The organism is Microcystis sp. BLCC-F210 (assembly GCF_042134685.1).
Lineage (GTDB): Bacteria > Cyanobacteriota > Cyanobacteriia > Cyanobacteriales > Microcystaceae > Microcystis > Microcystis aeruginosa_D.
In genome coordinates, this window is record NZ_CP169647.1 from 2,610,833 (window position 1) to 2,633,915 (window position 23,083).

At 41.8% G+C, this 23,083-nt stretch carries 18 protein-coding genes and 1 pseudogene; 7 read left to right on the forward strand and 12 right to left on the reverse strand.

The features are described from left to right. Positions 1–2 precede the first annotated feature (2 nt). Positions 3–236: pseudogene (locus ACE3JL_RS12595) on the forward strand (hypothetical protein). Positions 237–343: 107 nt separating this feature from the next. On the opposite strand, the gene mutL reads toward ACE3JL_RS12595, so the two are convergent. The 5 genes from mutL to ACE3JL_RS12620 all read right to left on the reverse strand — a co-directional run bounded on the left by mutL (position 344) and on the right by ACE3JL_RS12620 (position 5,087). Then, positions 344–1,996: a DNA mismatch repair endonuclease MutL gene (mutL, locus tag ACE3JL_RS12600; protein ID WP_375327615.1), complete on the reverse strand. Its 1,653-nt coding sequence runs from the start codon at positions 1,994–1,996 to the stop codon at positions 344–346. 12 nt (positions 1,997–2,008) lie between these two features. Then, positions 2,009–2,347 carry a XisI protein gene (locus tag ACE3JL_RS12605; protein WP_271991703.1) on the reverse strand — a complete coding sequence of 113 codons (339 nt, stop codon included), beginning with the start codon at positions 2,345–2,347 and terminating at the stop codon, positions 2,009–2,011. A 44-nt stretch (positions 2,348–2,391) separates the two neighbouring features. Further along, on the reverse strand, positions 2,392–2,751 hold the full coding sequence (locus ACE3JL_RS12610) for a XisH family protein (protein ID WP_271991705.1): 360 nt from the start codon (positions 2,749–2,751) through the stop codon (positions 2,392–2,394). A 136-nt stretch (positions 2,752–2,887) separates the two neighbouring features. Next, positions 2,888–3,343: a peroxiredoxin gene (locus tag ACE3JL_RS12615; protein ID WP_271974459.1), complete on the reverse strand. Its 456-nt coding sequence runs from the start codon at positions 3,341–3,343 to the stop codon at positions 2,888–2,890. 49 nt (positions 3,344–3,392) lie between these two features. Beyond that, complete coding sequence (locus ACE3JL_RS12620) at positions 3,393–5,087, reverse strand: ABC-F family ATP-binding cassette domain-containing protein (protein ID WP_271991708.1); 1,695 nt, start codon at positions 5,085–5,087, stop codon at positions 3,393–3,395. Positions 5,088–5,360: 273 nt separating this feature from the next. On the opposite strand from ACE3JL_RS12620, the gene ACE3JL_RS12625 reads away from it, so the two are divergent. Next, positions 5,361–7,004, forward strand: coding sequence for a CocE/NonD family hydrolase (locus tag ACE3JL_RS12625; RefSeq protein WP_375327616.1), 1,644 nt, complete (start codon positions 5,361–5,363; stop codon positions 7,002–7,004). Here the strand turns inward: ACE3JL_RS12625 and ACE3JL_RS12630 are convergent. Next, positions 6,987–7,562 carry a hypothetical protein gene (locus ACE3JL_RS12630; RefSeq protein WP_150975942.1) on the reverse strand — a complete coding sequence of 192 codons (576 nt, stop codon included), beginning with the start codon at positions 7,560–7,562 and terminating at the stop codon, positions 6,987–6,989. The genes ACE3JL_RS12625 and ACE3JL_RS12630 overlap by 18 nt on opposite strands. A gap of 202 nt (positions 7,563–7,764) precedes the next feature. On the opposite strand from ACE3JL_RS12630, the gene ACE3JL_RS12635 reads away from it, so the two are divergent. Continuing rightward, positions 7,765–7,980, forward strand: coding sequence for a hypothetical protein (locus ACE3JL_RS12635; protein WP_375327617.1), 216 nt, complete (start codon positions 7,765–7,767; stop codon positions 7,978–7,980). A gap of 99 nt (positions 7,981–8,079) precedes the next feature. On the opposite strand, the gene ACE3JL_RS12640 is transcribed toward ACE3JL_RS12635, so the two are convergent. The 3 genes from ACE3JL_RS12640 to ACE3JL_RS12650 all read right to left on the reverse strand — a co-directional run bounded on the left by ACE3JL_RS12640 (position 8,080) and on the right by ACE3JL_RS12650 (position 10,891). Further along, entirely contained in the window at positions 8,080–9,039 is a 960-nt protein-coding gene (locus tag ACE3JL_RS12640) for an aldo/keto reductase (protein ID WP_375327618.1), read from the reverse strand. Positions 9,040–9,100: 61 nt separating this feature from the next. Next, positions 9,101–9,277 (reverse strand): hypothetical protein, encoded by a 177-nt coding sequence (locus ACE3JL_RS12645; RefSeq protein WP_271991717.1) that lies wholly within the window; start codon positions 9,275–9,277, stop codon positions 9,101–9,103. A gap of 120 nt (positions 9,278–9,397) precedes the next feature. Continuing rightward, positions 9,398–10,891 carry an SLBB domain-containing protein gene (locus ACE3JL_RS12650; protein ID WP_375327619.1) on the reverse strand — a complete coding sequence of 498 codons (1,494 nt, stop codon included), beginning with the start codon at positions 10,889–10,891 and terminating at the stop codon, positions 9,398–9,400. Between the two features lie 130 nt (positions 10,892–11,021). On the opposite strand from ACE3JL_RS12650, the gene ACE3JL_RS12655 reads away from it, so the two are divergent. Beyond that, positions 11,022–13,220: a phosphoketolase gene (locus ACE3JL_RS12655; RefSeq protein WP_375327620.1), complete on the forward strand. Its 2,199-nt coding sequence runs from the start codon at positions 11,022–11,024 to the stop codon at positions 13,218–13,220. A gap of 68 nt (positions 13,221–13,288) precedes the next feature. Here ACE3JL_RS12655 and ACE3JL_RS12660 read toward each other — a convergent pair whose 3' ends face one another. Then, complete coding sequence (locus ACE3JL_RS12660; RefSeq protein WP_271991724.1) at positions 13,289–14,224, reverse strand: 2OG-Fe(II) oxygenase; 936 nt, start codon at positions 14,222–14,224, stop codon at positions 13,289–13,291. A gap of 84 nt (positions 14,225–14,308) precedes the next feature. On the opposite strand from ACE3JL_RS12660, the gene ACE3JL_RS12665 reads away from it, so the two are divergent. The 3 genes from ACE3JL_RS12665 (at position 14,309) to ACE3JL_RS12675 (ending at position 19,797) form a co-directional block, all read left to right on the forward strand. Further along, the gene (locus tag ACE3JL_RS12665; RefSeq protein WP_271991726.1) at positions 14,309–15,436 is read left to right on the forward strand and encodes an ABC transporter permease; all 1,128 of its coding nucleotides are present in this window, start codon (positions 14,309–14,311) and stop codon (positions 15,434–15,436) included. 119 nt (positions 15,437–15,555) lie between these two features. Further along, positions 15,556–16,782 carry a glycoside hydrolase family 10 protein gene (locus tag ACE3JL_RS12670; RefSeq protein WP_271991728.1) on the forward strand — a complete coding sequence of 409 codons (1,227 nt, stop codon included), beginning with the start codon at positions 15,556–15,558 and terminating at the stop codon, positions 16,780–16,782. Between the two features lie 135 nt (positions 16,783–16,917). Further along, positions 16,918–19,797, forward strand: a complete 2,880-nt coding sequence (locus ACE3JL_RS12675; RefSeq protein WP_271991730.1) for a UPF0182 family protein — start codon at positions 16,918–16,920, stop codon at positions 19,795–19,797. A 150-nt stretch (positions 19,798–19,947) separates the two neighbouring features. Here ACE3JL_RS12675 and ACE3JL_RS12680 read toward each other — a convergent pair whose 3' ends face one another. Next, on the reverse strand, positions 19,948–21,015 hold the full coding sequence (locus tag ACE3JL_RS12680) for a flagellar assembly protein H (RefSeq protein WP_375327621.1): 1,068 nt from the start codon (positions 21,013–21,015) through the stop codon (positions 19,948–19,950). A gap of 4 nt (positions 21,016–21,019) precedes the next feature. After that, on the reverse strand, positions 21,020–23,023 hold the full coding sequence (uvrB, locus tag ACE3JL_RS12685) for an excinuclease ABC subunit UvrB (protein WP_271992475.1): 2,004 nt from the start codon (positions 23,021–23,023) through the stop codon (positions 21,020–21,022). Positions 23,024–23,083 lie beyond the last annotated feature (60 nt).

The window sequence follows — 23,083 nt, forward strand, 5'->3', positions numbered from 1 at the left end:
TTATGAATTATGAATTATGGTTCTTCGGTTTGTTTTATGAAACGGACAGGGTTATAAGAGATAAAACCCTTGTATAGAAAGGCATTTAGCGATTTTTGTCAATTATTTTTGATCTAGAGCGAACTAATCAATTAAATCTCTTGCCAGATAAGGATTTAGTCGATTTATGCCCCCATATCGAACCATACCAAGTAACGAAGAACCTGAATTATGAAGTGGGGAGGTGGGAATTATGAATTATGAATTATGAAGTGGGGAGGTGGGGAAATTGAACTAAAACCCCAAAACCCTGAAACCCCAACCCCTAACACCTAAAACCTGTATCCTATCTCCTGATAACTGATTAAATGCCGTGACTTTTGCCGATTACCCAATGACGACGGAAGAAGCGAGAGAGCGAAGTTTCTTCTAAGGATAAGTAAATTGGTCTTCCGTGGGGACAGGTGCGGGGATTACGGGTATTTTGCCAATCATCGAGTAAATTCTGCATTTCTTCTAAACTTAAAGCTGTACCGTTGCGGATCGCACTCCGGCAAGCGGTGGCAACCTGAGCAGTTTGTAAATCCCCCCCTAAACTTAATTCTAGTAAAGCATCAGCCCGATCCTCCCGTTCTTTTAATAGAACAGGAATACTACGAACCGCCCAAGAGCGATCGCCAAAACTAGCAATTTCTAATCCTAAACGTTGTAATTGTTCGATTTGTCGAGGAGTTAACTGATTTAAGATGATCGGAGTATCTAAAGGCACGATTTCCCAGTTATCCTCTAAACGTTCGTATAAAACCCGCTCATGGGCAATATGTTGTTCCACTAACCATAATCCGTTAGGATGTTCGGCAACTATATAGGTTTGGTGAATTTGAGCTAGTGCCTTTAATTCCAGCCGATTTTTCGGGGATTTCTCCCCTATTATATAAGTGCTTTTTTCTTCGGCAACCTTGAGAATTTGACTGACGCGCTGATTTTGCGCTTTTTCGGGTATGTGTTCAGGATTTAGTCCTAAAGCTTTGTCTATGGCTAAAATTATCTGTTCTTGCCAAAAAACGAGGTTATGCAGGTATATTTCCGCTTTAGCTGGGTGACGATTCCAGTCGATCGAACGAGGGTTAAGATGTAGATGGAGAAAACAAACGGGATAGCGATCTTTAGGGACTGTGCGAGCGAAAGCTTGAAATGTTGCCTGTTCTAACTCCGATGAGCGCACCATTCGCCCATTAACAGCAATTCTAACCCAATCCGGTTGATGGCGAGAAATGCGATCGGGCAAACCGATGACTAATTCAATTTGGGCAGATTCTGCGTCAGGAGTCGTTAAATCAAGGTTTAGGGATGCTAAATCGTTAAAATGCAGAGATTTAACTAATTGTGGTAATATTTGACTGGCATCCTTACTCGGACTAATGCGTAACCAGTCTTGATGATCTTGGAAAACCTGCCAAGTAATTTGGGGATGACAGAGGGCAAAATTATGAATTAAAGTCTGTATATCCTTTAATTGTTTGTTAATTGACGGTAAAGCTTGACGACGCACGGGAAAGTTACCAAAGAGATTCTCTACCGTGACGATAGTGCCGATAGCTATAGGAATCGTTTCTAAATTATCCGGCTCGCCTTGGTGATTGTAAAGACAATAACAACCTAAATCATCGTCATGGCGACTGGCAACCCGCAGACGCGCCACCTGTGCGATACTGTGCAAAGCTTCACCACGGAATCCGAGACTGGTAATCTGCCAAAGATCGTCCCGTTGGCGGATTTTGCTGGTACTGTGGGCATAACTACACAGTTGCAAATCTTCTCTAGACATTCCCCGGCCGTTATCCGATACTTGTATTCGCCAGTTTTGGGGAGATATATCGATAGTAATCCTATCTGCCCCCGCATCAATGGCATTTTCGACTAATTCTCGCACCACAGCGCCTAAAGAGTCGATTACCTCTCCCGCGGCAATTAAATCGATTACGTCTTGGGGTAAAACTTGTATGGGCAAGGTCATCAATTAATGGTTTTAGCCAAGGGCAAACTCGGTATATTGTCGCACATGGGGCGCATGGTAGGCTAAAACGATGTCTTGTTTGGGGACTCCCCTCCCTAGCAATTTATCAGCGATCGCTTCTTCCGTGCCGTCGTGCTGCACCCAGATTTTATTATTGATAATATCAACGTGAATTATACAGCCATAAATGCGCGTGCTGCTGTCCCTCCAACCCACATGAACCAAGAGATAACGATCCTGTTTGGTATCAAAAACTGTTTCAGTTTTGACGGGATCACTAGGCGCTCTCAGTTTGGCTCTTTCGATCATTAATTCTTGAATATGTTGGCGATATCGGTTTATTTTATCCATTGTAATTTCTCCTTTTTTTCGCTGTCATAGACTATCAAGGGAATCTAGTTTTTGTGAATTACTGTCTGAATAAATGTATTCTGAAAAAAGCGTTTGTATATATCTGCGGGAATCGCTAGATAAAGTAAGCGTTTAGGATCATTATCTTCTAAAGCGATACGATAGTTAATAAATTGACCAATAGCTGTATGAAATTCTGAAATTGCCGAAGCTGCTAAAAATGTTTTAATTTCTACTGCTATTTTCTCATCGTCTTTTATAGCAGCTAATAGCCTTTCTGCACCTAAATCTAGATAAAAATCAACAAAACCTAAGTCGATAGTGTAAGGATCATGAGTGATTGTCCAACCCTCATTTTCCAAGTCATGCTTAACCAATCCATGAAACTTATCTCTTGCAGACATGAGTAAAAACAAATTTAGAGATAGAAGGTAGATTGAGGGTGTGTTAGTCTCAATTAACACACCATTAATTTTATTTTTAAGTCAGAACTGGACTAATTATGGGATAGATGCTTTTATTTTTTACATAATCATCAACCTAAAAAGATTTAATCGTGTTCAAAGATTCGGTAACGTGAGCTTTAAAATCTAACATAGAATCAAAAATATGTCTGACAATTCCCTCTTTATCAATGATATAAGTAACTCGTCCGGGGAGGACAAATAAGGTAGCGGGAACACCGAATAATTTCCGGACTCGGTTATCGCTATCACTTAAAAGGGTGAAGGGAAGATTATATTTTTGGGCAAATTGTTGATGAGATTGGGGACTATCGGCACTAATACCAATAACTTCCGCACCCGCGTCGGTAAACACTTCGTAACTATCGCGGAAAGCGCAGGATTCTGCGGTACAACCCGGAGTGTCATCTTTGGGATAGAAATAAATGACTAGGGATTTTTTACCAATTAAATCGCTGATATTAACCGTTGTCCCTGTTTGGGAAGGGAGAGAAAAATCGGGAACTCGATCGCCTACTTTTATAGCTGCCATAAGATTGATTAATGAATAGATAATCGTGGATAGGGTGATACTTTACATTCTAACCTTTTTTGGCCTTTTGTTTAGCCCGTTTAGCGGCAGCTTTGGCCGCTTTTTCTGCTTCAATGCGTTTTTGTTCAGCTTTTTGTTTTTCTTCGTCTAGTTTTTCTAGATAATAGTGATAATCTCCCGCGTAGGCAATTAATTCCCCATCCCGAATCTCGACAATTTTGTTAGCGACCTGGGAGATAAAATAACGATCATGGGAAACAATTAAAACTGTGCCTTCATAAACTTTTAAAGCTGATTCTAACATTTCCTTGGCGGGAATATCGAGGTGATTGGTGGGTTCATCGAGAATTAATAAGTTAGCGGGAGCAAGTAACATCTTGGCCAAAGCAAGACGCGCTTTTTCGCCACCACTCAAGGATTCTACTTTTTTTAATACCGTTTCCCCACTGAATAAAAATCGCCCTAAAAGACTGCGAACTTCCACATCTTTCCAATTGGGAACTTCATCATGAATGGTATTTAAAACAGTTTTAGTTAAGTCTAAAGCTTCCGCTTGGTTCTGCTCAAAATAACTAGGAATAACGTTATGTTTACCGATTTCGATCGAGCCTTCTGTGGGGGTTTCTAACCCAACAATTAAACGTAAAAGCGTCGATTTTCCCGCACCATTCGGACCTAAAAACGCCACTCGATCGCCTCTTTCTATTTCCAGATTTGTTCCCAAAAAGAGAATTTTATCATCGTAAATGTGAACGAGATTTTTAATAGTTACCACTTCTCGACCACTACGAACTGCTGGAGGAAACTGGAATTTTAAGGTACGCACATCGGCGATTGGTACTTCAATTTTTTCCACCTTTTCTAATTGTTTTTCCCGGCTTTTTGCTTGGGTACTGCGGGTGGCACTGGCCCGGAACCGATCGACGAAAGCTTGCTGTTTTTCTAGTTCTTTTTGTTGACGTTCGTAGGCACTTAACTGAGCAGATTGCTGTTCGTATTTTTGCTGTAGGTAGGCAGAATAATTACCTAAATAAGTGGTAGAAACTCCCCTTTCAGTTTCGACAATTTTGGTACAGAGGCGATCAAGAAATTCCCGGTCGTGGGACACTATGACCATGGGAGTGGTTAAATCCTTGAGGAATTTTTCTAACCATTCAATGGTTTCTAAGTCTAAATGGTTAGTCGGTTCATCGAGGAGTAAAATATCGGGGGTTTGCAGGAGAATTTTGCCTAAACTCATCCGCATTTGCCAACCACCACTAAAGGAACTTACCAAGCGATCACCGTCATCAATAGTAAAGCCCATTTCTGGTAAAATTTTCTCGATGCGCGCTTCTAATCCATAACCATCTAACGCTTCAAATTGTCTTTGTAGGCGATCCAATTGATGAATTAAGCGATCTAATTCTTTAGGATCAGCTTTTTCCATCTGCTGGGGAATTTCTATTAGTTGATGGTGGACTTGATTCGCTTCTTGAAACACCGTCCAAAATTCCTCACGTACCGTCCGACGGGGATCTACTTCAAATTCTTGGGTAAGATAACCGATATGGAGACTGGTAGGACGGATAATCTCCCCAGCGGTGGGTTCCACTTCCCCCATAATAATCTTCAGTTGGGTGGATTTTCCGGCCCCATTGACTCCCACCAACCCGATGCGATCGCCAGTTTTTACTTCCCAAGTGACATCTTTTAACACTTCTCCCGTCGGGTAAATCTTACTAATTTTCTCTAGTCGTAGCATCGCTGATTTTTCTCCAGTCCTAGGCAGTTGAGGCAGTCCGTCTTTATTGTAACATTTAGTTAAGCTTTATCTGGTCTTTGTCAAGTTTTCTCGATTTAGCCACCTGACAGTATTTTTGATCTGAAAGAGATAAGTAGCTGCTTATAATTAAATTAAAAATGGATTTTAGGTTCGATCCCCCTGCTCCCCTTGATAAGGGGGGTGCCGATTCCCCCCTAGTCCCCCCTTAATAAGGGGGGTGTCTGATAATTTTTAACGACTACCTACTTAATAATGTTTAATCCCTACCCCATAAAAAAAGAAACAGCTAGTTTGATCACCAAAGATGGAATTAGTTTAGCTGCCGATATTTATCGTCCCGATAGTAGGGAATCTTTTCCCATTTTACTAATGCGACAACCCTACGGAAAAACGATCGCTTCCACGGTGGTTTATGCTCATCCTAGCTGGTATGCACGTCAGGGTTATATTGTAATAATTCAGGATGTGCGGGGACGGGGAAACTCGACGGGAAATTTTAATTTATTTGCCCATGAAATTAGCGACGGATTAGAAACTATTGAATGGGTTTTAACTATTCCTAATAATACGGGTGTGGTGGGAATGTATGGTTTTTCCTATCAGGGAATGACCCAATTATACGCGGCTGCTAATGGTCATGGTGCTTTAAAAACTATTTGCCCAGCGATGATTGCTCACGATTTATATCGAGATTGGGGCTATGAAAATGAAGCATTTAATTTACAATATAATCTCGCTTGGGCAATACAATTAGCTGCGGAAACAGCTAGATTAAAAGGGGATGAAACTGCCTATCAAAAACTCTGGGTAGCTTCCCGAAATTTACCACTTTTTGATCCTATTCCTGCCTCTCCCCAAATTCTACAAGATTTAGCCACCGATTCTTTTTATCACGATTGGATTACTCGTTATCTTCCCGATGACTATTGGCAAAATTTATCACCGCAACACCTTTTAAAAAATATCGATTTACCGATGTTACATATCGGAGGTTGGTTCGATCCTCATCTCCGGGGAACTTTGAGTTTATACCAAGAAATGCAAGCGCGTTCTATCTATCCCCAACGACTAATTATTGGCGCTTGGACTCATCTACCCTGGGGGAGAAAAGTAGGAGAGATAGATTATGGTCAACAGGCAATTAGTCCTGTGGATAAAATGCAGCTGCAATGGTTTGATTATTTCTTAAAAGGTCAGGAAACGGAGTTATTAAAAAATTCTCCTATGTATCTATTTCAAATGGGGTCTAATCAATGGCGATATCTGGAAAATTTTCCCAGAGAAAATCAGCAAATTTATTATCTTGCTAGTCAAGGTTTAGCCAATCTGCGCGAGGATGAGGGGAAATTAAGCGCGATTTTGTTAGAACCTGCGATCAAAGATACCATAGTTCACGATCCTTGGCGACCGGTCCCATCTTTAGGAGGTCATAGCGCCCTACCGGGGGGAATATTCGACCGCACCATGCTAGACTGTCGCAGTGATGTGATTACCTATACTTCTCCCCCCCTAGAAAAAGATTTAACGATTTTGGGTAGTCCCCGTCTGGATTGTTATTGTCAAGCAGATGCGGTTAGTTTCGATATCTGCGCGGTGGTTTCTCAAGTTACCCCCGATGGTCGAGTTTTTAATATCACTCAGGGTTATAAACGGGTAAATAATCCCGAATCGCCCCTAAATATTGCCATGCAAGCCACTTTTATCACTATTCCTCAAGGTTATAGCTTGCGTTTGAGTCTCAGTGCCTCTTGCTTTCCCGCACATCCCGTCAACGCGGGAACTGGCAGCTATCCCCACGCAAGTCGAGCGATTGATTTTTCTATTATCACAATTAAGGTTTTTTGTCAAGGAAATTTTCCTGCAAAATTGTTATTACCTTTAGTCGGGGAAAGCTAAACCGCTGCGGGGATCGCGAATGTACAAACCTAACACCAAGGAGGAGATAACCGTATCCCACACGGGGGTGAATTTGTCCGCATCATCGACCCAATAATCCATAGTAATTAAACATTGAACCCCAGAACCAATACCCACGGCAATGCGCGAATAAGCGGGCCGATTTTCTTGGGGGTCGATGAATTGAATTTGCACCCAAACAATGCGGACAGTTTGGCGTTTTTCTTGGATAACTTCGCCGATTTCGTGAGGATTGCGGCCATCTTCACGAGCTAATTTTTTAACCATTCCTTTTAGGGGTAATTCCTTCCAATCTCCGGGGGGAAGTAAATTATAAGAAACCTCTAAACGACAATCATCATCGGGGGGTTTTCTATCCAAAAAACGAAAGGAATTATCATCGGGTTCAAAATGCCAATCTTGAGGAACTTCAAAGCGCACTGCACCGCGGCCAGCTACAAAAATACTGTTACCCGGACTAGATTTCCAGTTATGATCTGGATTTAAATCGAGGGTTTCTTTAATCCATTGCAGATTGTGTTTTTTGGATTTAGCCATAGGGATAATTCTGCGGTAAGAATCGGACTATAGCTATCATTATACAGGCTTTTTCCTGAGAATTAAATAGGGTGCATCTCACTTTTGTAAATCTACTAAGTAAAACGTAGGGTGCGTTACTAACGCACCACCTATCATCAACTAAGTAGCCAGTTACAATCAAAGAACAGGAACTGAATCTCACTTTCGTAAATCTACTAAGTTGGGATTTTTAAAGGGAAACTCTCTTTTAAAATTGGGCGTTACTTCCGATTTTATCACTCAATCCAAGCTTTTGGGGGGTTCTACCCCCCAAACCCCCCGTTGGGGTCGTGGCGCGGTCACTGAGCCTGTCGAAGTGCCGCCCCCAAACCCCCCGCGCATTAGTTTTTCGGTGGGATGCTTAGACGCGATTGTTCATATTTTTGTAGCAATTTAAGAGTCACTGATAATTGCTGATTGTCGGTATTTCTGCAAATGTTGAGATGCACCCACCAAAACTTCTGTCTTCACCCTTAGGATAACTGCTGCCTAATTTTTAAAAATCCCACAGCACAGGATTATCATCCAAGAAATCAGTTACCTGTTTACCAATATTATCAATTAGTTCTATGTCTTCTGGGGTTAAATTAATTGACATTGCTTGAGCGTTATTAACTGCTTGAGCAGCATTTCTTACCCCAGCAATTGCATTAGTTTGAGGTTGCTTAATTAACCAAGCAAGAGATAATTGAGCTAGGGAACAATTATAGCGGTTAGCAATCGGTTCTAATTGAGTTAAAGCCCCTTGTACCCTCTGAAAGTTTTCGCCATGAAAGAGTTTATTTTTAATTCTATGATCCTCCGGTGCCAACTGATAACCGTTTCTAAATTTTCCTGTCAATAAACCTTGGGCAAGGGGAGAATATGCCAGAATGGAAATATTATTCTCTAGACAATAGGGCATAATTTCCTTTTCTACCGAGCGCCAAAAGAGAGAATAGGGAGGTTGAATACTCTCAATTCTACCGTATTGACTGGCTTCTTCCAGTTGAGAGCGGGAGAAGTTGGAAACCCCTATAGCGCGAATTTTTCCCTGTGCTTTTAGATAATTAAGAGCGGTCATAGTTTCAGAAATGGGCACTATTTCCGTGTTCCATGAGCCACTGGGCCAATGAATTTGGTAAAGATCGATATAATCAGTTTGGAGGTTTTTTAAAGAGCGATCGCAAGCTGCGATAACTTGCTCATATTTGAGGTGATTAGCAAAGACTTTGGTGGCATAAATTACCTGTTCTCGCACATCGGCTAAAGCTTGAGCGACAATCGATTCCGAGTGACCTTGCCCGTAGATTTCAGCTGTATCTACAGTGGTAATTCCTGCCTCAAAAGCGGCACGAATGGCCCTAATACTTTCCTCATCTTCAATACCTGCCCACATCTTTTTTCCTGCTTGCCAAGTACCCACGAGAAGGGGAGTAATTTCTATATTAGTCTGACCGAGATAGCGTTTTTGCATAACAGTTTTTTTGATGGGTTAAGTATGCTTAGGATTTTAGTCGGGTTTAGGGCTGAAAATCTCAGCTAAAGAGGACTAAAGTGACAAGGATAAAAACTTTCACCAGTAGTGGTGTAAAGAACAAACTTAACAAGCCACAAAAAAGACCTAATAAGCGGGTACTGAGGCTAATTATTTCGCCGTGAACATTATAGCTAATCGACAGGGCGATTAGGGCTATAGTAAGGAGAAAAATCATAGTTTTCTTTCCTGAGTCTATCGAGCAGAAAAGCCGTGACCGCTCACGACTTTTTGCCGTTTCTATATCTATTATTAGCTCGATTACTTAGCTCATGACATCGGGTTAAAGTAAACTTTTTTAACGGAAAAGATTAAAAAATCCGTTGAAGAGGCCTGTCAGACCAGTAAAGGGACTTAAAACCGTGCCGAGGGTGTCGGTAGCAGAGGCCAGACCACTACGATGAACCACCACCACATCATTATTGCGGAGAATCGGGTTAGTTTTCTCGTTGATACCCTGGGAAAAATCGATGTTAATTGAGGTTTTGGTGACGGTCCCGTTAGGATTGAGACGAATTAATTCCACTGTGGACTGATTAGCGCGACGCTTATCAAAGTCTCCTGCGGTTAAAATTGCCTGATTGAGAGGGGTATTGGGAGGAACTTCAATTGTCCCCGGTCTTTTCACCTCTCCGACCACTTTCACGTTAATGGTTTTAGGGGCAAAACTTGCCGATGCTAGGGTTTCCGATTCCTTGGCCGAGATTTCAGTCGCAGTGGGGATAATCACCGTATCTCCTTCTTGGAGGATAATATCAGCAGTTATATCACCTTGTTCGAGCAAACTCCAGAGATCTACAGGAATTTTCTGTTGGGAACCGTCACGAGTATAACGCAGCACTTGCACCTGTCGGATATCGGCGAGAGGTTTGATGCCTCCCGCTTGTTGGATAGCTTGGGTTAGTCGGGCCGGTTGTCGTCGAATTCCCCGATTATCCTCTGTGGTGACGGTGTTAACTTGATTGGGGACAATACGATGAGACCCCGGACGATAAACTTCCCCCACCACAGTAACATTAATTTCTCGATCGCTATCTAGTCCAAAATTGGCATCGGCTAATTGATTGACTTCTCCGACGCTAAGGGTCGTTTTAGTGGGAATAACGATGCTGTCACCATCTCTAAGACTAATATCCTGGTTTTTATCGCCTTTTTGGATTAATTGCCAGAGATTGGCTTGAATTAGCTGTTCTTGTCCCTTGATGTTGCGTCGAATTTGAACTTGACCAATATCGGCCACGGTGGTTACTCCCCCCGCTTTCTGGATTATTTCGGTCAATAGGGGCGTTTTTTGGCTTTGTTCGGGGTTAATTGTATAAGTACCCGGGCGATTTACTTCCCCCGCGATGGCGATTTGCAGAGGCCGGGGGGTGAGAATGCTAACAGTAACCACGGGACGTTTGAGATAGGTGGTGTAACGTTTAGCGAGGGTTTGGCCAGCTTCGGTGACGGTCATTCCTTCCACTTTGACGCTACCAATCAGAGGTAAAGTTAGGGTTCCATCGGCTAAAACAAGGAAATCGCCGCTTAAATCCGCCACTTGGTAGATGGTGACGCGCACTTTATCCCCTTCTCCTAGGGTGTACTCTTTGCTTTCTGCGGGGATAGGGGCAATCGCTTCTTTAGGGGGTGCAGCGCTACTAGGAGGAGTAGCTTGGACTGGGCGAGCTTCTAAGGAAGTTAGAGGGGCAATAGTGCCGATAACTAATAGATAACGCAGTGATTTGCTGATTAAATGCTGTAATTGGCTGCTATTTAACATGATCAATAGGATTAATTTTATCGTTAACATTGGCGATCAGTGTAGCACAAATAGTCGATCGCCTATGGAAACCCCCTGTAATATCGTATCTATCGAGAGTTACCGCTAACTGTAAGATAGTTTTAACGATTGCCTGTATGTAAAGGGGTATATTAATTTTATGACAGCTACTAGCACAATTCCCGATTTTTGTCAAGGGATAAAATATTTTGGGGCTTCCTTACCCGAATTTGATAAATATGCAGGAAAAGCCGCTATCGCTGAGGGAAAAACCGCTATTATTGCCGCTAATGACCCAAATGCTATCTATCAAACCCTCCTAGCCGCCGATGCTTTGCGTTACCTCACCCTACAAATCACCGCTACCAAAGAATCGGGACACCCCGGCGGTTTTGCCAGCGCTGCCGACGTGATTGCCTCTTTGATGATGTTAGGCCAGAAAAATATTTTCACCGAAGTGGGCCATCATGCCCCCGGTTTTTATAGTAACGTCTTTCTCGATCGCTCTCTGGAAGCCATGGGCATCAGCAACGTCACCCAATTGGGAGAACGTTTTCGGGAAAAACACGGACTTTTAGGGCATCTTTCCGGACAAATCCCCGGACTGCTCGGGCCCGCTGGTCCTTTGGGCCAAGGGCAACATTTCGCCATGGCAGCGGCCAAATTACACCCTAATACCCTTTTCCCTGTGACTATCGGGGATGGTGGTTTAGGAGAACCCTACATTATGAGTAGTTTTGGTCATTTTCACACTGCTTATCCCGAAATTACCAATTTTCTGCCGATTTTAGTTTGGAATGGCTATTCCCAAGAACACCATAGCATGGTGTCCCTGAAAACTAACGCCGAAATGGAAGCCTATTGGCGCGGTAATGGTTTCGAGGAAGTGATTCTCATTAATGCCAAAGACTTCGATGATGCTAATCAAAATGGGGAATATGTAGATAGCACCAAATTCTCTTTTAACCAGCGTCTGGAGTTCATGAAAGCGGTGTTAATGGCCACGGATAAAGCCGCCCAATTAGCCCTAGGTGGTAAACTAACGGTGATCATTATTAAACAACTGAAAGGGGCGGGAGTTCACAAACGGGGAGCGGCTTCCCATAATCTTTATCCCGGCGATTCTTTAGAAAAAGATTATATCGTTGCTGCCTTACAAGAACGCGCTTTACCCCCAGAAGCTTGGGCAATTGTTCGTACTAATTTTGAGCGCTCTGGAGGTGGTCCAGGAGCGGGAACAGTGGTGACAGAAAAAGTCTTCCCGCTGCCGGATTTAGGAACCTTACCGATGACCGAATATACTGTGGGTGGCGATAAAAAAGTAGCCACCACTGCCATGGGGGAATTAGTGGTAGCTGTGGGTAAAGCTGACCCCAATTTTGTTGTCACTAATGCTGATGGTAATGCCGCTTCGGGAATTAATAATATTAACGTCGGTTTAAAGATTATTCACCCCACCAGCGATGATACCTATTTCCAGGGCCCTAACGGTCAAGTTTATGAACCTTTAAGCGAGGATGCCTGTGCTGGGTTAGCCGTCGGTTTATCTCTCTTGGGAGCGCGGACTTTATGGTGTTCCTATGAGTCTTTTGCTATCAATGGTTTACCGATTTGGCAGACTGTAACCCAAGCGATGGCTGAGTTACGTCGTACCACCCCTTCTACTATTACTTTATTTACCGCTGGAGCCTTGGAGCAAGGGCGTAATGGTTGGACACACCAACGCCCAGAGATTGAAAATTATTTCGCTGCTATGATGCGAAATGGTAATATTTTTCCGCTCTTTCCCTGCGATGCTAACAGTATTCAAGTCTGTTATGAATGGGCGTTAGGAACTAGCAATAAAGGCATTACAATCACCGCTAGTAAATCGCCTTTACCAGTACGAACCAGCTTTGAGCAAACCCGTCAAGCTTTGGAAAAAGGCGGCATAATTCTCCACGAATCGGAAGGCAGTAAAAAAGTCGTTTTTGCCGTCATTGGTGATATGACTTTATTACCCGTCTTTGAGTCGGCACAACAGTTAGAAGCGGCAGGAATCGGTGTAAAAATCGTCTCGGTAATTAATCCTCGTCGTCTCTATCGTCCTAGCGATGTGATGAGTGAAACTAGCTCGGAAGCTGATAATAATTTCCTTGATGATGCTGGTTTTGACAGTCTCTTTGCTGGTGATGCTTTAATCGGAGTAACCGGTGGTACAAGCGCCATGTTAGAACCGATTATGTTACGCAGTAATGTGCGTCGGGATGTCTTCGCTTGGAAACGGGGAGAAACCACCGCCAGTGCCGGGGAAATTATGGCCTATAATGGCTTAACTGCCAATGCTTTAACTACCCGTGCTACCCAGTTATTAGGCTAAGTTCCCAGTTAGTTTTTTTGATTATTCCCTACTTTCTTTGATTGGAAAGTAGGGATTTTTTTCTCAGGTCACTTTTGCCAACGGGGTAAACTTTTAATAATTTTCCATAGGCGAGGATATTGGAGGGATAAATAGCGTTTAATATGGGATTTTAAACTAACTAAATCCTGAGATTCTTTTAGTTCTCTATCTTGATAAAAACGAATTAAATCATCCCGTCTTTTCAGTAAAATTTTAATTTGTTGATAATCTTCCGAGCTTAAAACTTGATGGGGTTGAATATTTTCTGGCAGCGGACGCGGGATGTAAAAAGTTGTATGAGATGGGGATAATTCTTCGATAGGACGTTCTTTGGTATAGAGATAGATAGAAAGAGATTTTCGGGATAAATGCCGTTGATTTTCTGGTAAATTAATCTGAGAAAATCCATGCCATGAATATTCATTGGTTTCAAAAATAAGACAACGATTAAAGATAGGCACAAAAGATTTAATCTTATTTTCTTCCGGTTGACGGGGATTGGAATGTAACTCTAGATTCCCTCCCCAATCTGCTTGCCATTGGGGATTTAAATAGATTAATAAATTCAAGCGGCGATGATACCAGTGACGCTCATCAAGGTTAAAATCAATGTGAGGGTCTAATTCTTGACCGTGTAAATTTTCGTGGGTTCCACCCCCATAAAAACTAGGGTCTGGAATTAAATTATCGATACCAGTCAATTGGGAAATTAACTCTAAAAACTCTTGAGCTTGAATGTAGCGGCCAAACTGTTGATAAACACCCCCTAAACCGATTAAATCCTCATTAACCGCCTTCCCGCCAACTTTTCCTAACTCACTAATGGCTTTTTGCGGATTAAAACTGGGAAAATTTTCCAGCAAAATTTGCGCTTGCTCCCTAACTAAAAAATTATCGATGACCAAATGCTTAAACGGTTGCGCTGTCTCAAAATCTTGACGATAGACAGAAGATTTCTCATAAACAAGGGGATTGATAAACATTAGACAGCTTTTTTGTTGGTATGATAAATTGTAGCAATCAAACTAGCAAAATAAAGATTAACTCTCCTATTGACCTCATCGCCTATGGACTGGTGGCACAAACTCAAAGATAATCCTCTCGCCCGTTGGGGAGCAGTTTTACTGTTAATCTTCTATTTAAGCGTAATAGGGGCGGATTTTGTCGCTCCCTACTCTCCCTACTCCTCCCAACCCGGTCAGTCTCTCCTCCCTCCCACCCAAATCTTTTGGCGCTCGCAGTCGGGAAGTAACCAGGGTGAGTGGATTGGCCCCCACGTCTATCCCACCACTCAAAGTGCTATTAATATAGAAACTGGTGAGCGGAAGCTAATTAGAGATTTTAACAACCCCTTGCCGCTACGTCTCTTGGTTAAGGGTGAACCCTATAATTTTGGTCAAATTCGCCTACCTTTGCCGCCAAAATGGGAGGAAGTAACTTTATTCCCCGGTATCCCTTTTGATCGCCATCTGTTCGGGGTCATCGGCGATGGTAGAATCAATATATTGGGAACTGACGAATCAGGACGCGATAGTTTTAGTCGCTTGATTTTCGGGGGCAGAATTAGTTTATTTATCGGTTTGGTCGGGATTTTAATTTCTTTCCCTATCGGTTTATTTGTTGGTGGCGTTTCTGGTTATTTTGGCGGTTGGTTAGATGGAATTTTAATGCGTTTTGTGGAAGTTTTAATGACTATACCCGGCATATATTTACTTGTGGCTCTGGCAGCCGTTTTACCCGCAGGATTAACCAGCACCCAGCGCTTTTTATTAATCGTCCTGATTACTTCTTTTATCAGTTGGTCGGGATTAGCGCGGGTAATTCGCGGTCAAGTTTTATCCCTGAAAGAACAGGAATTTATTCAGGCTGCTAAAGCTATGGGAGCAAAACCTCTTTATATTATTCTGCGTCATGTGCTGCCCCAAACTGCCAGTTATATCATTATTTCCGCTACGTTAGCCGTGCCGGGGTTTATCGTGGCCGAATCGGTTTTAAGTTTAATTGGTTTGGGAATTCAACAACCGGATCCTAGTTGGGGAAATATGCTTTCTTTGGCTACCAATGCCTCAATTATTGTTCTACAACCCTGGTTAATTTGGCCACCTGCTTTGTTAATTATTCTCACCGTTTTAGCTTTTAATTTACTCGGTGATGGTTTACGCGATTCTCTGGATCCTCGCAATTTGGAGAGATAATTTAGTTATTTTAACAGTCAGGAGGCGGTCGGCAGGAGATTATTTTTATTTATTCTCTCTTCTCCCTTCTCCCCACTTCCTAATTCATAATTCATCATTTATAATTCCTACTTCCCATTATGAATAAAATTAGTAAAACCTTTAATAATTTCGCCGATGGTTTGGTGATTTATAGTCAAAGATACGGGAAAATAAGCTGGTTAATATTTTTAATTATCTTTGCTTGTATCATGACGATAACCTTTAATTATCCGGCACAATCAACCAATCAACCCCAAGAAAAACCCGAAATTCGTGGAGTTTGGTTAACTAATATCGATAGTGAGGTATTATTTAAACCGCAAACCCTAAAAGATGCCCTTGATAGGTTGGCTGATTTAAACTTTAATACTATTTATCCCACGGTCTGGAATTGGGGTTATACACTCTATCCTTCTAAGGTAGCAGAAAAAGTGACAGGACGAGCGATCGATCCCCATGAATCCTTAAAAAATCGCGACTTTTTAAAGGAAATGATTAGCCAAGGTCATCGGAAAAAATTAAGAATTATTCCCTGGTTTGAATTTGGTTTTATGGCTCCTGCGGATTCAGAATTAGCCAAACGACATCCCGATTGGTTAACCCAAAGACAGGATAAAAGCGTGATTTGGTGGGAAGGAAAAGTGCATCAACGGGTGTGGTTAAATCCCTTACATCCGCAAGTACAAAACTTTATCACCGATTTAGTCAGCGAGATTATTACTAACTACGATGTAGAAGGAATTCAGTTTGATGACCATTTTGGTTATCCCGCCGATTTTGGCTATGATGAAATCACCATCAAACTCTATCAAAGCGAACATTCGGGACAATTACCACCGCAAGATTATCAAGATAAAGCATGGATTCAATGGCGGGCCGATAAAATTACTGACTATATGAATAGTTTAGCCCAGACGATTAAAAAGCAGCAGCCTAAAGCGATTATCTCCCTATCTCCTAATCCCTACACTTTCTCCCTAGAATCCTATCTTTTAGATTGGCAAAAATGGCAAGAAAAAAACTTGATTGATGAATTAATAGTACAAGTGTATCGAACTGATATGAACGCCTTTGACTGGGAATTATCCCAACCAGAATTACAGCAAGCTAGACAATCTATCCCCGTAGCTATTGGGATTTTATCTGGTTTAAAAGGTCGTCCGATTCCGATGGTTAATATTACTCAACAAGTAGAAAAATCGAGACAACAAAATTTTGGTGTTTCTTTCTTTTTCTACGAAACTTTATGGAATATCAGCAATGAATCCCCTTCCTATCGACGCAGGATTTTTCGAGAAATACTCCAGTCTGCTAATCCTAGCTAAAATGGCTGACTTTAAGCGAAATTATTGACCTAACTTAGCTATCGTTTCTTAAGTTTATCTTTAAATGAAGAAAAAGCAGCAGGGAGAAACTAAAATCGCTAGAATGAAAAAAGACTCTCCCTTATCACTTTATCCATGTTGATCAGACATAACCGAAGCTCGATCGCTAAACCTATTTTACTGTTTCTCGGCTGCCTTGTGATCGGGGAGTTGGGGGTATTAGTGGTAGCCAATAGCCTCTGGTTTACCGAGATGGGTTATTTAAACACTTTCCTGAAACAATTATCTTGGCAACTAGGATTAGGTTGGGGAAGTGCGATTCTTTCTCTACTCTTTATTTTTACTAATTTACGTTTAGCTCAGCGTTTTCGTTGGCAAAAACATCAGGAAGATAGTTATCCTCTTAGTCCTCAGTCTCCCAGTATTAATTTACTCAGCCTTTTGATTATCGCAACGGGAATTGGAGCTTGGATTGGGTCAATGTTATTGTATTACAGTAAACTAGCCCTCAGTCTCTGGACACCAGATTTTAATCTCCCTAACCTTAGTTCTTCCCTAAGTTCTCCTCTGGAAATAGTTTGGATTAGGCAAGTATTAACCGATATTTCCAGTAATCTTTGGCAAGGGATAATCATCGCTCTTTTAGTCTTGGGATTATTAATTAAAACTGAGTATTTTTTGCGAATAATATCTATAGTATTTACTATAGTGCTATCTTTTATAATTGCTGGGCAGTGGGCGAATTTTTTAAAATATTTTTATGGTGTTCCTTTCAATATTAACGATCCTCAATACGGGAATGATTTAGGTTTTTATATCTTTCAATTACCCCTGTGGCAGTTACTAGAATTATGGCTCAGTGGTGTGGGAATATATACTCTTTTTGCTGTTAGTTTAACCTATCTTTTTTCGGCCGATAGTCTTTCTCTGGGAACCTTTCCGGGGTTTTCTCGTCCGCAACTTCGTCATTTATACGCCCTGTGGAGTGGGTTAATGGCGCTGCTAGTATTACATCATATTATTCAGCGTTACCTGCTACTTTATTCTCCCGAAGGAGTAGTTTATGGTGCGGGTTATATCGATGTTCATGTTGGTCAATTTATTGAAATTATTCTGGGAGTTATTGCAGGAATAACCTCTATATGGTTAGGAGAAAAAGCATTATTTGGTAAAAAAGACCGTCGCAAGTTATACAAAAACACTAAGAAAAAGTTGGTATTTTCCCCCTACTTAGTTCCTGTATTTCTCTATTTAATTGTTTGGATAAGTGGCACAATTATCAGTGGACTATTACAAAGAACTGTCGTACAACCGAATGAATTAGTGAGAGAAAGACCCTATATAGAAAGAAGTATTCAATCCACAAGAGCGGCTTTTTCCTTAGACAGAATTGATGCTCAAGTTTTTGACCCACAGGCCGAATTAAATGCCGAAGTTTTAGAGAGAAATCATCTAACTATCGATAATATTCGTCTTTGGGACACCAAACCACTGCTAGAAACTAACCGACAATTACAGCAAATTCGCTTATATTATAAATTCCCCGATGCTGATATTGATCGCTATCGGGTACGAGTAGGACTGCCCGAAAAAATCGAGGAACGTCAAATATCTGAAAAACAACAGACAATTATTGCCGCTAGAGAATTAGATTATAGTGCGGTTCCCACTTCTGCTAACACTTGGGTGAATAAACATCTCGTTTATACCCACGGTTATGGTTTCACTCTTTCCCCGGTTAATTTAGTAGCTGCCGGGGGTTTACCCTACTATTTTGTCAAAGATATCGGCACAAATAAAGACGAAGGAGCCCTACAAACCTCTAGCGAATTAATTGATTATAGTATTCCCATTGGTAAACCCCGCATTTACTACGGGGAATTAACTAATAATTATGTGATGACTCCTACCACCGTAGAAGAATTGGATTTTCCTAGCGGGGATGGAAATGTCTATAATACCTACGATGGAAAGGGAGGAATCCTAGTGGGGACGGGGTGGAGACGTTGGCTATTTGCCCTTTATCTGCGGGATTGGCAAATGTTATTTAGCCAAGATTTTACTCCCGAAACTCGCCTATTAATGCGTCGTGATATCCAAAATCGCGTACAAACTATCGCACCTTTTTTAAGTTATGATCGCAACCCCTATTTAGTAGCGGCAGATGTGGGCGATAGTAGTAGTAAATTACATTGGATTATTGATGCTTATACTATCAGCAATCGCTATCCCTATTCTGACCCAGGTAAAGATAAATTTAACTATATTCGCAATTCGGTGAAAGTGGTAGTGGATGCCTATCATGGAACGGTGAATTTCTATGTTGCCGATCAAAATGATCCAATCATTCAGACGTGGAGTAAAATCTTTCCTCATCTCTTTAAATCTTTAGCAGAAATGCCGAAAACTCTCCGCAGTCATATCCGTTATCCTGAAGATTTATTTAGTACCCAAGCAGAAAGATTATTAACCTATCACATGACCGATCCGCAAGTATTTTATAATCGGGAGGATCAATGGGAAATTCCCCTAGAAATTTACGGCACGGAACCCCAGGCTGTATCACCCTATTATTTAATCATGAAACTGCCCGATGCCGACAAAGAAGAATTTATTCTCCTCCATCCTTATACTCCCTCTAGTCGGCAAAATTTAATCGCTTGGTTAGCAGCTCGTTCAGATGATAGAGAGTATGGTAAGTTATTACTCTATCAATTTCCTAAACAAAGGTTAGTGTATGGACCGAATCAAATTGAGGCTTTAATTAACCAAGATCCAGATATTTCTCAACAGATTTCTCTTTGGAATCGGGACGGTTCTAAAGTTTTGCAAGGACACCTATTAATTATTCCCATTGAACAATCGCTGCTTTATGTAGAACCTTTGTATCTAGTGGCAGACCAAAATAGTGTCCCGACAATCGCTAGAGTAACAGTTGCTTATCAAAATAAAATTGTCATGGAGCCAACCTTGAAGGAAGCTTTAGAAAAGTTATTCTCAGGCCATCAGAGTTAAATTGCCGCTAATTTGGCCACAAATTAGCAAGAAAGCTGATGCTGGTTCCAGAAAGATCCTCAATATCCCCGAATTTGCCCAGAAAATTGACTGCTCTGGTTAATCAGCCAATTTTCTAATCTGGTATCATCAAAGGATTGAGTTATGCTTTTAATTAGAAAAGTGGGCAATTAATTCTGTGCGAGATGAATTAATTATTAAAGGGGTAAACTCCTCCACTGGTAATAATAAAATGCGCTCGATGATTACGGACAAATCTGGGTCTAAACTACCAAAACGAGCTTTCAATAAATTTTCTATCACCAGACGTTCTCCTTGTTGAAGACCCTGTTGAAGACCCTGTTGAAGACCCTGTTGAAGACCCTGTTGAAGACCCTGTTGAAGACCCTGTTGAAGACCCTGTTGAAGACCCTGTTGAAGACCCTGTTGAAGACCCTGTTGAAGACCCTGTTGAAGACCCTGTTGAAGACCCTGTTGAAGACCCTGTTGAAGACCCTGTTGACGGCCAGCATCCAGTTCTTCCTGAAGACGGGAAGTGTATAAAGGTGATAATCTCATAATTAACTCTCTGTCCTCCTGTTCAAGCTCTTGATCGTTAGTTAAAGAAGTTCTCAAGTTTAATAATAATTCTAGAGCATTTACCCGAAAAGGATGATCCTCTGGTAACGATTCTAGCTCATCGATCGCCCTTGCTTGTACTTTTCCCCGGCCTAAAATTCTTAACCAGAGAGTTGCTTCTGTTGGGGGTAATTGATGGATAACGGTGATTGCCGTGCGTAAAGAGGGAGCTAAAAAATAGATACCTTTCCCCCAATTCTCCTCATCTAATTTAGCTCCGAATCCTTCCAACAGTTGCGAGGAAGCGGTGGGAGTCAAAATCCAGAGACGGGGGATTTCCCCATCGTTAACATTCGTTTTCTGACGATTTGCTCGACGATTAATTTCTCCTTCCACTTCCAACAGTTTTAACAGACAAGTCCTAATTTCTGTAGCAGTGACAGGATTGCGAAAGGGTTCAAATAAACAGGGATTAATCGCCATTTTTCCCAGTAATCCTAGCAGTTCTCTCGGATTATTATCGAACATCTGGGGTGAAAACCAGACATCGATTTCTCGTACTTCTCCTCGTACAACCCGTGCCGATTTTACCTCTCCCAGAGAAGATAATAATTCTTCGAGATAATCTTTAGCAAACTGGTCATGAATAAATCTAGTCATAGGTTTATCTAAGATGATTTAATAACTTATCTCGCAATTGCTTAATCCGATCACGATATTTAGCCGCTGCCTCGAATTCTAGATTTTTCGCCGCTTCTTTCATTTGCGCTTCTAATTGTTGAATTAACTCGGGAATTTGTTCTAAAGAAAGTTCTTCTATATTTTCACAAACCTGCTCTAATTGTTGGGAATTTAGACGACGGGAAATATCCAGAAAAGCCAAAATTGAATTACTCGACCTTTTAACAATCGGTTGCGGAATAATCCCATGTTTCTGGTTATATTCATCTTGAATAGCGCGCCGTCTCTTGGTTTCTTCGATCGCATTAATCATACTATCGGTGAGATTATCTCCGTAAAGAATTGCCTGACCACGAATATGACGAGCAGCCCGGCCAATAGTTTGAATTAAAGAGCGGGTAGCCCTTAAAAATCCTTCCTTATCTGCGTCTAAAATCGCCACTAAAGACACTTCCGGCAGGTCTAACCCCTCGCGAAGCAAATTTACCCCGATCAGCACGTCAAAGACCCCTTCTCGCAGGTCTTGAATAATTTCAATCCGTTGAATTGATTGAATTTCCGAATGTAGATATCTAACTTTAATTCCCCTTTCTTGCAAGTATTCGGTTAAATCTTCGGCCATGCGTTTAGTTAAAGTGGTAATCAAAACCCGTTCATTTAACCGCACTCGTTCCTTAATTTCTCCTAATAAATCATCCACTTGTCCCTCGGTTGGTCGCACAAAAATCTCTGGGTCTAAAACTCCCGTCGGTCGGATAATTTGTTCAACAATGCGATTTTCTGACTGTTCTAATTCCCAATCTCCCGGAGTGGCCGAAACAAAAATACATTGATTAACTTTCTGCCAAAATTCTTCCGACTTCAAAGGACGATTATCGGCTGCACTGGGTAAACGAAACCCGTGATCGATCAAAACTTTTTTTCGTGATTGATCGCCATTATACATCCCACGAATTTGCGGCACACTGACATGAGACTCATCCACAACTAATAACCAATCTTGAGGAAAATAATCCACCAAACATTCCGGCGGTTCCCCCGCTAACCTACCCGCTAAATGCCGCGAATAATTTTCCACGCCATTACAATAACCCACTTCCTGCAACATTTCTAAATCATAACGAGTCCGTTGATCCAACCGTTGCGCTTCCAGTAATTTGCCCGCTTTTTCTAACTCCAATAAACGATTATCTAACTCCGTTTTAATATCCCGACAGGCCACCTCTAAACGTTCCTCCGGGGTAACAAAGTGACGGGCCGGATAAATACTAATTCGCTCTAATTTTTGCAAAACTTCCCCCGTCAGGGGATCGAGATAACGAATACTTTCAATCTCATCGCCAAAAAAATCAATTTTAATCACCCGATCCTCGTAAGCGGGAACAATTTCCAAAATATCGCCCTTCAGACGAAAACGACCGCGAGTTAACTCCAAATCATTGCGATTGTACTGCACTGATACCAAAGCGCGTAATAATTGCCTTTGGTCGAACTCTTGACCAACTGTTAAGGAAATCGCCGCTTTTAGGTATTCCGCCGGCATTCCCAAACCATAAATACAACTAATCGAAGCGACGACGATCACATCCCTGCGTTCAAACAGCGATCGCGTGGCCGAATGGCGCAGCATATCGATCTCATCATTAATCGAAGAACTCTTTTCGATGTAGGTATCGCTGACGGGAATATAAGCCTCCGGCTGATAATAGTCGTAATAGCTGATAAAGTATTCCACGGCGTTATTAGGGAAAAATTGCCGCAATTCGTTACACAATTGGGCGGCCAGGGTCTTATTATGGGCTAAGACGAGGGTAGGCCTGCCAATTTTTTCGATCACAGCGGCAATGGTGAAGGTTTTGCCTGTACCGGTTGCTCCCAGGAGGGTTTGGAAACGATGCTGGTTTTGCAGGGAATCTACTAATTTATCGATCGCTGCCGGTTGATCCCCGGTGGGTTGAAAGGGTGCTTGTAGTTGAAAAGCGGTCATTAGCGGCTAGGTGTAGAGAACAGGCAAAATAAATTATCAATCAAATTACCAACACTGATA

Excerpts from the sequence above, each read along its gene's own strand:
- ACE3JL_RS12655 (WP_375327620.1), top strand. The coding sequence starts at position 11,022 with ATGACAGCTACTAGCACAATTCCCGATTTTTGTCAAGGGATAAAATAT.
- ACE3JL_RS12605 (WP_271991703.1), bottom strand. The coding sequence starts at position 2,347 with ATGGATAAAATAAACCGATATCGCCAACATATTCAAGAATTAATGATC.
- ACE3JL_RS12620 (WP_271991708.1), bottom strand. The coding sequence starts at position 5,087 with ATGCTACGACTAGAGAAAATTAGTAAGATTTACCCGACGGGAGAAGTG.
- ACE3JL_RS12670 (WP_271991728.1), top strand. The coding sequence starts at position 15,556 with ATGAATAAAATTAGTAAAACCTTTAATAATTTCGCCGATGGTTTGGTG.
- mutL (WP_375327615.1), bottom strand. The coding sequence starts at position 1,996 with ATGACCTTGCCCATACAAGTTTTACCCCAAGACGTAATCGATTTAATT.
- ACE3JL_RS12630 (WP_150975942.1), bottom strand. The coding sequence starts at position 7,562 with ATGGCTAAATCCAAAAAACACAATCTGCAATGGATTAAAGAAACCCTC.
- uvrB (WP_271992475.1), bottom strand. The coding sequence starts at position 23,023 with ATGACCGCTTTTCAACTACAAGCACCCTTTCAACCCACCGGGGATCAA.
- ACE3JL_RS12625 (WP_375327616.1), top strand. The coding sequence starts at position 5,361 with ATGTTTAATCCCTACCCCATAAAAAAAGAAACAGCTAGTTTGATCACC.
- ACE3JL_RS12645 (WP_271991717.1), bottom strand. The coding sequence starts at position 9,277 with ATGATTTTTCTCCTTACTATAGCCCTAATCGCCCTGTCGATTAGCTAT.
- ACE3JL_RS12640 (WP_375327618.1), bottom strand. The coding sequence starts at position 9,039 with ATGCAAAAACGCTATCTCGGTCAGACTAATATAGAAATTACTCCCCTT.
- ACE3JL_RS12615 (WP_271974459.1), bottom strand. The coding sequence starts at position 3,343 with ATGGCAGCTATAAAAGTAGGCGATCGAGTTCCCGATTTTTCTCTCCCT.
- ACE3JL_RS12665 (WP_271991726.1), top strand. The coding sequence starts at position 14,309 with ATGGACTGGTGGCACAAACTCAAAGATAATCCTCTCGCCCGTTGGGGA.
- ACE3JL_RS12610 (WP_271991705.1), bottom strand. The coding sequence starts at position 2,751 with ATGTCTGCAAGAGATAAGTTTCATGGATTGGTTAAGCATGACTTGGAA.
- ACE3JL_RS12660 (WP_271991724.1), bottom strand. The coding sequence starts at position 14,224 with ATGTTTATCAATCCCCTTGTTTATGAGAAATCTTCTGTCTATCGTCAA.
- ACE3JL_RS12675 (WP_271991730.1), top strand. The coding sequence starts at position 16,918 with ATGTTGATCAGACATAACCGAAGCTCGATCGCTAAACCTATTTTACTG.
- ACE3JL_RS12680 (WP_375327621.1), bottom strand. The coding sequence starts at position 21,015 with ATGACTAGATTTATTCATGACCAGTTTGCTAAAGATTATCTCGAAGAA.
- ACE3JL_RS12650 (WP_375327619.1), bottom strand. The coding sequence starts at position 10,891 with ATGTTAACGATAAAATTAATCCTATTGATCATGTTAAATAGCAGCCAA.